Below are 6457 nucleotides of genomic sequence, written 5' to 3'. Positions count from 1 at the left end.
CCGCCCGCGCAGGTCCTGCCGCCCCCGCCGCCGCCCGCGCCCAGCTACCCGGACAACCTGGACGGCTGGATCCACCAGGCGATGGACATCATGGCCGTGCACGGCATCCCGGGCAGCTACAACGGCATCTACCGCAACATCCTGCGCGAGTCCAGTGGCAACCCCCAGGCGATCAACCTCTACGACTCCAATGCCGCGGCGGGCATCCCGTCCAAGGGGCTGTTGCAGGTGATCGATCCCACCTTCCAGGCGTATCACGTCGAGGGCACCTCGTGGAACGTCTGGGATCCGGTCGCCAATATCGCCGCAGCGTGCAACTACGCCGCCCAGCGGTACGGCTCGATGGACAACGTCGATTCGGCTTACTGACCGGTCTCGTTCTTGTACGACTGTCGAACCCGCCACATCCGTGCGTTGTATCGAATCAGCACAGCGCAAACTGTGAGTGGGGACGACCACCCGGGGTATACCGGTGACGGAGTGTTTCGGTACCCGGCCGGAACGCGCGGTGCGAGGGGGTGTTTCGTGCACGCGGTGGACTCGATGCGGATGCAGATCGTGTCGGGCCTGCCGAATGTCGCGGGCGCCCTCGCCATCGCCGGTATCGCGGCCGTACTCGGTCGCATCGTGATGGATCCGGTCGCGAGGCGTTTCGGTGATCCGGCCCGCGGGCGCCTGGTCGGCCGATTCGCGGCCGTGCTGATCTGGGGTTCCGGTGCGGCCGCCGCGCTGGGGCCGATCGGTGTGCCCGCCTCGATCACCCTGCCCATCCTGGGCACGGTCGTGGTGATCGTCGGTGCGGTGCTGATCCTGCTCGTCTCGGCGCGCCCGCGAAAACGCCCTCTGCCGGCGATGAAGCGAAATGCGTTGTCAGCGAAACGCTTTGGAGCCGGTGAGGGCCTCTCCGAGGACTAGTTGATGGACCTCGGCGGTGCCCTCGTAGGTGAGTACCGACTCCAGATTGTTCGCATGCCGCAGCACCGGATAATCCAGCGTGATGCCGTTCGCGCCCAGAATGGTCCGGCACTGCCGCGCGATCGCGATCGCCTCGCGGGTGCTGTTGAGCTTTCCGGCGCTGACCTGTTCCGGGCGAAGCTCCCCGCGGTCCTTCAACCGGCCCAGATGTAGCGCCAGCAACTGGCCCTTGCCCAGCTCGACGGCCATGTCCGCGAGTTTGGCCTGTGTCAGCTGATAGGCGGCCAGCGGTTTGTCGAACACCTCGCGGGTGCGCGCGTAATCGATGGCGGCGGCCAGACAGTCCGCCGCCGCGCCCAGTGCGCCGAATACGATGCCGAACCGCGCTTCGGACAGGCAGCCCAGCGGCGCGGAGAGCCCTTTGCCCTCGGGCAGCAGGGCATCACCCGGCAGCCGCACCCCGTCCAGATCGAGTTCGGCGGTGACCGAGGCTCGCAGCGAGAGTTTGCGATGCATCTCACGGGCGGTGAATCCGGGCGTGTCCGCGGGAACGAGGAATCCGCGCACTCCCTCCTCGGTGCGTGCCCACACCACCGCGACGTCGGCCACCGACCCGTTGGTGATCCACATCTTCGAACCGTTCAGCACCCAGTCCGAGCCGTCGCGAACCGCGCGGGTGCGCATACCGCCCGGGTTGGAGCCGAAATCGGGTTCGGTGAGCCCGAAGCAGCCCAGCGCCCGCCCGGCCGCCATCTGCGGGAGCCACTGTTGTTTCTGCTCTTCGGACCCGTACTTGTGGATGGCGGTCATGGCCAGCGAACCCTGCACCGAGACCATGCTGCGCACACCCGAATCCACCGCCTCGAGTTCCATGCAGGCCAGCCCGTATTCGGTCGCCGAGGTGCCCGCGCAGCCGTATCCGTCCAGATGCATGCCCAGCAGACCGAGCGCACCCAGTTCGGGTGCGAGCTCGCGAGCCGGGAACGTGCCCTGCTCGAACCAGTCGGCCACATGCGGTCGCAGCCGCTGCTCACCGAACCTGCGCACGGTGTCGCGGATCTGCCGTTCGGTGTCGGTGAGCAGGGAATCGATGGCGAACAATTCGTCGACGGTGACCATGCGCTCACCCTATGGCGGAGAGACGTTGGTAACAATGACACCCAGCCCGTGGTGAGGAGAGGTTGCGCACGGATTTAGGCTGGTCGACATGACCGATCAGCTGGGGTTCTCCACACGCGCCGTGCACGCCGGATTCGATCCCGATCCGCAGACCGGCGCGGTGAACGTGCCGATCTACGCCAGTTCCACCTTCGCCCAGGACGGCGTCGGCGGACTGCGTGGGGGCTTCGAGTACGCCCGCACCGGCAATCCCACTCGCACCGCGCTGGAAGCCAATCTGGCCGCGCTCGAGTCGGGGCGGCACGGCCGGGCCTTCTCCTCCGGGATGGCGGCCACCGACTGTGCGCTGCGGGCCACACTGCGGCCCGGCGATCATCTGGTGATCCCCGACGACGCGTACGGCGGCACGTTCCGGTTGATCGACAAGGTGTTCACCCAGTGGGGTATCGAGTACTCGGTCGCGCCGGTCTCCGATCCCGACGCGGTGCGTAACGCGTTGCGCTCCAACACCAAACTGGTGTGGGTGGAGACGCCGACCAATCCGCTGCTGAACGTCGGCGATATTCCGGCGCTGGCCGACGTCGCGCACGCCGGTGGCGCGAAACTGGTGGTGGACAACACCTTCGCCTCGCCCTACCTGCAGCAGCCGCTGCTGCTGGGCGCGGACATCGTGATCCACTCGACCACGAAATACCTTGGCGGACACTCCGATGTGGTCGGCGGGGCGCTGATCACCGACGATCCCGAACTCGACGCCGCCTTCGCCTTCCTGCAGAACGGCGCGGGCGCGGTGCCCGGCCCGACCGATGCGTTCCTGACCCTGCGCGGCATCAAAACCCTTGCGGTGCGCATGGATCGGCACTGCGACAACGCTGAGACGATCGCCGAATTCCTGTCCGGGCATCCGGCCGTCGCCGAGGTGATTTACCCGGGTCTGCCGCAGCATCCCGGAAACGCGGTGGCGCAGAAGCAGATGCGTCGTTTCGGCGGGATGATCTCGGTGCGGTTGCGGGGCGGTCGCGACGCGGCGCTGAAGTTCTGCTCGAGCACGAAGCTGTTCACCCTCGCCGAATCGCTGGGCGGAGTGGAATCGCTGATCGAGCATCCGGGCGCGATGACGCACGCCTCCACCGCGGGCTCGGCGCTCGAGGTGCCCGAGGACCTGGTCCGACTGTCGGTGGGCATCGAAGACATCAGCGACCTACTAGCCGACATAGAAAACGCGCTGCTGTAATTTTCTGCCTCCGCTTCGCTCCGGCGGTTCGCGGCCCCCTGAGTGCCGTCGCTCGGCCCCGTGTCGGGCACTCGTTCCTCGCACCCGCCACGCGTCCGAGCGACGGGACGGACCGCGAACAGGTCGGCGTTGTCCGGGGTTGGTGGAACGAGGTGAGGGTGTGTCTTCGATCTGACAGTGAGGCGGTAAGACAACGGCAGAAAACACAGTGGCCGCACCCGGAGTAGGTGCGGCCACTGTGTCGTATTTCGGTCCGATCAGCGGATCGGTCGGCCTGCTGCGAGCCGACCGGGGCTCAGCTGTGGTACGGCTCCGCGCTGACCAGGGTCACCTTCATGATGTTGCCGTTGGGCAGCGTGTACTCGCGGGTCTCGCCGACCTTGGCGTTGATGAGCGCGCCGCCCAGCGGTGAGTTCGGCGAGTAGGTCTCGAGGTTCGACCCGCCCAGGCCCTCCTCGCGGGTCGCGATCAGGAAGGTTTCGGTATCGGTCTCGTCGCCGTCGTAGTAGACCTTGACGACCGAACCCGGCAGCGCGACGCCCGACTTGGTGGGGGCGACGCCGACCTTGGCGTTGTTCAGCAGCTCCTGCAGCTGGCGGATGCGGGCCTCCTGCTGGCCCTGCTCCTCGCGCGCCGCGTGGTAACCGCCGTTCTCCTTGAGGTCGCCCTCCTCGCGTCGCTCGTTGATTTCGGCCGCGATGACCGGACGATTGGCAATGAGCGCGTCGAGTTCGCCCTTGAGCCTCTCATGCGACTCCGGTGTGAGCCAGGTCACTTGCGTCTCAGTCATCTCGATCACTCCCTAGTAGTTGTTCCCGGCGAACCGGGATTCCCAAATACCCGCAACCACGCGCACCCCACGTGGGCGCGCACAGCAACAGACGACGGCTAGAGCGATCCCTGGGGGGATATCGTCGAACCCCGACAGGCCCCGTTCCCGTGTGGCATTGTGTGCCGAGGAACCGATAGCGCTGGCCGCCAATGCAGCAAACACGGCTCCGAGCGTTCGGAACCGTGTATCGCATCATTTTAGCACGATTTACAAAGATGCAGGTCGGAGCGATGATCGCGAGGCGTTTCGCCTGGATCGCCCGGTCATAGCCTCATCCGGCGCGCAGATAGGCGGGAACTTTTCCGCCGCAGCCGTAAATATCGGTTGCGGCCGGTCGTGCCACGCTCCGCACGATGGTCTTCAATTCGACCGTGCCGCTGCTCGAGGGCGTGATCAGCACCTCGCGCCGCCCGACCTCGCTGCCGTTGGAGTCCATCGCCCGCACGAAGCACACCGTGGCCTGTTCGGGATGAGTCCGGGTCACCTTGAAATGCGCCTCGATGGTCGAATCGTTGATAACCGTATACCCGAGCTGTTCCGGATCGATATCTTTCGGCCCGAACTGCTTGTAGCCGATGTACGCGATGATCAGGCCCAGGACGACCACCCCGACGCTCAGTACCGGAAGCACCCAGCGTCGGCTGCTTCTCGGCGCTCTGCCGTAACGATCGCCGACCGACCCCGACCCGGGCCGTCCGGTCGCGCCGGAACGGTCGGCGACACCCGACTGTTCGGGTGCTTCGACCGTGCCCGATTGTTCAGTGGGACCGGATGTTTCGGCCGGGACCGGGCGTTCGGCGGTGCCGTTCTCCGCGGCGGCCCCGGCCTGTTCGGCGGTACTCGATCGGTCGTCGGCCCCGGATTCGGGGCGCACGGTCTCCTCGGTCCCGGCCTGGGCGGCGTTCGGCTCCGGCTCGTCCGCGCTCGTCGGGCGCTCACCGCGCTCGCTCATGATTTGCTCGCTCCCGCAGGTAATCGGCGTACCTCACCTTTGCAGGGGGTAGCTCGGAACAAAAGAGGGTCGGATGGAACTATAGGGAGACAGATCCGACACCCCCCTGCCCGGATGGCGGCGGAGAGCGATGAGGTGGAGACGGTGAGCAACGAGGTGAGCCCGGCGTGAGCGAGATGGTGGAGTCGTGACCGGTCTGCGTCTCATGGCGGTGCACGCTCATCCCGACGACGAGTCCAGCAAGGGCGCGGCGACGACCGCGAAGTACGCCGCCGAGGGCAACGACGTTCTGGTTGTCACCCTCACCGGCGGCGAGCGCGGGTCGATCCTCAATCCGGCGATGGACACCGCGGGCGTCCTGGATCGCATCGAGGAGGTGCGGCGCGAGGAGATGGCCGAGGCCGCCAAGGCGCTCGGCGTCCGCCAGCAGTGGCTCGGATTCGTCGATTCCGGATTGCCCGAGGGTGATCCGCTGCCGCCGCTGCCGGAGGGGTCCTTCGCGCTGGTCCCGCTGGAGGAGTCCACCGAGGCGCTGGTGCGCGTGGTGCGCGAATTCAAACCGCACGTGATCACCACGTACGACGAGAACGGCGGCTATCCGCACCCGGATCACATCATGTGCCACAAGGTGTCCATGGCCGCATACGAAACCGCGGGCGATCCGGAGAAATTCCCCGACGCGGGCGAGCCGTGGACGCCGCTCAAGCTCTACTACGACCACGGATTCAGCATTTCGCGGATGGAGATCTTCGCGCAGGAGTTCGAGCGCATCGGCGAGCCGTTCCCGATGCAGGAGTGGCTGGACGGATTCCGCAAGCGGGCCGAGGAACGCGGCGACATCATGGGCCGGGTGACCACGCAGATCGAATGCTCCAAATATTTCCCGCAGCGTGATGAGGCGTTGCGCGCGCACGCCACCCAGATCGATCCGAACGGCGCGTTCTTCGCGATTCCGATGGAGATGCAGCAGCGGCTGTGGCCCACCGAGGAATTCGAACTCGCCAGGACCCGGGTGCGCACGGAGATCCCGGAGACCGATCTGTTCGCCGGTATCGAAGATCCGCAGATCGAGGTCGCGGACCGATGATTCTCACTGTCCTGGCTCAGAACACCACCACCAATCCGACCGGACCGGAGTTCGGCAAGGCGTCTCCGCTGGGTCTGGTCATCGTCCTGATCCTGCTGGCCGGGACCGTGCTGTTGATCCGTTCGATGAACAAGCACATCAAGGGTCTGCCCGCGGACTTCTCGCCCGAGCATCCCGAACCCGATCAGGCCGCCGACGACGGCACGGATCCGGGTGCGACCGAGGTCGAGGACAAGGCCGAGGATCAGGAGTCCGACGGCGCCGAATCGGGGGCTTCGGAGTCGAAGCCACCTCGAGAGTCCTGAGCGCCCCGACGCG

At 66.4% G+C, this 6457-nt stretch carries 8 protein-coding genes; 5 read left to right on the top strand and 3 right to left on the bottom strand.

The features are described 5' to 3' along the window. Both NM2_RS41855 and NM2_RS41850 read left to right on the top strand, forming a co-directional pair. On the top strand, positions 1-369 hold a 369-nt coding region (locus NM2_RS41855; protein WP_157121762.1), incomplete at its 5' end, for a transglycosylase SLT domain-containing protein. A gap of 156 nt (positions 370-525) precedes the next feature. Then, the gene (locus NM2_RS41850) at positions 526-915 is read left to right on the top strand and encodes a hypothetical protein (protein WP_157121760.1); all 390 of its coding nucleotides are present in this window, start codon (positions 526-528) and stop codon (positions 913-915) included. Here the strand turns inward: NM2_RS41850 and NM2_RS41845 are convergent. Then, entirely contained in the window at positions 871-2034 is a 1164-nt protein-coding gene (locus NM2_RS41845) for an acyl-CoA dehydrogenase family protein (RefSeq protein WP_067681922.1), read from the bottom strand. The genes NM2_RS41850 and NM2_RS41845 overlap by 45 nt on opposite strands. Before the next feature lie 88 nt (positions 2035-2122). Between NM2_RS41845 and NM2_RS41840 the strand changes: the two genes are divergently transcribed. Continuing rightward, complete coding sequence (locus tag NM2_RS41840; RefSeq protein ID WP_067681920.1) at positions 2123-3268, top strand: cystathionine gamma-synthase; 1146 nt, start codon at positions 2123-2125, stop codon at positions 3266-3268. Positions 3269-3563: 295 nt separating this feature from the next. Here the strand turns inward: NM2_RS41840 and greA are convergent, their stop codons facing one another. Together greA and NM2_RS49855 are read right to left on the bottom strand one after the other, a co-directional pair. Continuing rightward, positions 3564-4058, bottom strand: a complete 495-nt coding sequence (gene greA / locus NM2_RS41835; RefSeq protein ID WP_040827691.1) for a transcription elongation factor GreA — start codon at positions 4056-4058, stop codon at positions 3564-3566. Positions 4059-4371: 313 nt separating this feature from the next. Further along, positions 4372-5052, bottom strand: coding sequence for a DUF4307 domain-containing protein (locus tag NM2_RS49855; protein WP_157121758.1), 681 nt, complete (start codon positions 5050-5052; stop codon positions 4372-4374). 205 nt (positions 5053-5257) lie between these two features. Between NM2_RS49855 and mca the strand changes: the two genes are divergently transcribed. Together mca and NM2_RS41820 are read left to right on the top strand one after the other, a co-directional pair. Further along, a complete protein-coding gene (gene mca, locus NM2_RS41825) occupies positions 5258-6139 on the top strand; it encodes a mycothiol conjugate amidase Mca (protein WP_067681944.1) in 882 nt (293 codons plus the stop codon). Continuing rightward, positions 6136-6444: a hypothetical protein gene (locus tag NM2_RS41820; RefSeq protein WP_067681918.1), complete on the top strand. Its 309-nt coding sequence runs from the start codon at positions 6136-6138 to the stop codon at positions 6442-6444. The genes mca and NM2_RS41820 overlap by 4 nt, the downstream gene beginning before the upstream one ends. The last annotated feature ends 13 nt before the right edge of the window (positions 6445-6457 follow it).

This window comes from Nocardia miyunensis NBRC 108239, from assembly GCF_001613065.1.
Classification (GTDB): domain Bacteria; phylum Actinomycetota; class Actinomycetes; order Mycobacteriales; family Mycobacteriaceae; genus Nocardia; species Nocardia miyunensis.
The sequence above is the reverse complement of the archived record's forward strand: the minus strand, read 5'-3'. Positions and strand labels throughout refer to the sequence as shown.